This is a genomic window from Marinobacter gelidimuriae (assembly GCF_000372805.1).
In the GTDB taxonomy this organism is placed as follows: Bacteria; Pseudomonadota; Gammaproteobacteria; order Pseudomonadales; family Oleiphilaceae; genus Marinobacter; species Marinobacter gelidimuriae.
The window spans coordinates 1-1,188 of the sequence record NZ_KB889840.1; the positions used below are offsets into that span (position 1 = coordinate 1).

Here is a 1,188-nt window from a genome sequence, read left to right on the forward strand (position 1 = left end):
GCACAGCTGTGCGTGAACCCCAGAAAATCGAACGACTCAGGCTTTGGTCGCCCTGCTGTCGCACCGTCCTTCCGGGCAAAGCGTCCAAAGCGGATGAGCTTCGTCTTGTCCTCGTTGAGCGACAGTCCAAAGCGATCCAGCCTCTGGTGCAGCTGACTCAGGAACGCCTCCGCATCGTCCTTTCTGTGAAAGCCCAGCAAAGTTCCTCGGGGTCAGGTTTTACGTTTTGCCTCTCGAATAGGATAGAACGAAAGCCTCGTTCCGAGAGGAAGCAATATCAGCAAGAACCCACTCTCTATTGAGTGCATTTAAGCCCTGCTGATAGTTTCAATCAAAAGCTGGTAATGATTGCCCATCAGGCAGTAGGCGTGACATTCCCTGACTCTTTCCGTAGCTCTAGTTGAGGCGGGATAGAAAGGCAAGGCAGGGGCGAAACGCCAGACCTGCCCCCGGCACCTCATCATATCGATCAAGCCAAGCTTCAACGCTAATCAAAAAATGGAGTTGTCCTGGCTTCTATGTTTAATAATTCCTTAACCGATAAACAGAACACCGATCTTCACTGCCGAGTAGGCAGCTCAGAAAAGAATAAGGATCAATATAAACATGATACTTACCTTCACTGCCGAGTAGGCAGCTCAGAAACGGCAGAGCCCTAATCGGTGCCCGCGCTGCACGATATCTGGATGGCCGCCACACGCGATGAAGCCTACGCGGCCTTTGATCGCGCTCAGACACGCTTCAGCGCCAAGTACCCCAAAGGCCATGGTGTGCCTGGCCAAGGACCGGAAAGAGATGCTGGCGTTCTATGATTTTCCAGCGGAGCACTGGGCGCATATCAGGACGACCAACCCGATTGAATCGACGTTCTCGACCGTCCGGTTACGTACCAAGCGAACCCGCAACTGCGGCTCTCGAGACACAACGTTAGCGATGGTCTATAAACTGCTGGAATCGGCACAAAGGAACTGGAAAAGGATAAAGAGATTCAACCTGCTGACCCTGGTGGTCAACAACGTTGAGTTCAAGGATGGAGGGCAGGTAACGGATCAATCAGACAGGAACGCCGCCTGATTCCATACACCAGAATTGACAAAAACTCCCCGCAGGGGGCGCGACCTTATGAATTGGTTACAGGGTTTACCAAGTTCCATGTTTCAATCCACGCGCCCGCAGGGGGCGCGACCC

Annotated in this window: 2 pseudogenes; one reads left to right on the forward strand and one right to left on the reverse strand. The window is 52.9% G+C overall.

The annotated features are described in order from the left end of the window. Positions 1–200 (reverse strand): annotated as a pseudogene (locus A3OI_RS23325) (group II intron reverse transcriptase/maturase); the annotation flags it as partial. Between the two features lie 468 nt (positions 201–668). Between A3OI_RS23325 and A3OI_RS0102760 the strand changes: the two are divergent. After that, positions 669–1,074 (forward strand): annotated as a pseudogene (locus tag A3OI_RS0102760) (transposase); the annotation flags it as partial. Positions 1,075–1,188 lie beyond the last annotated feature (114 nt).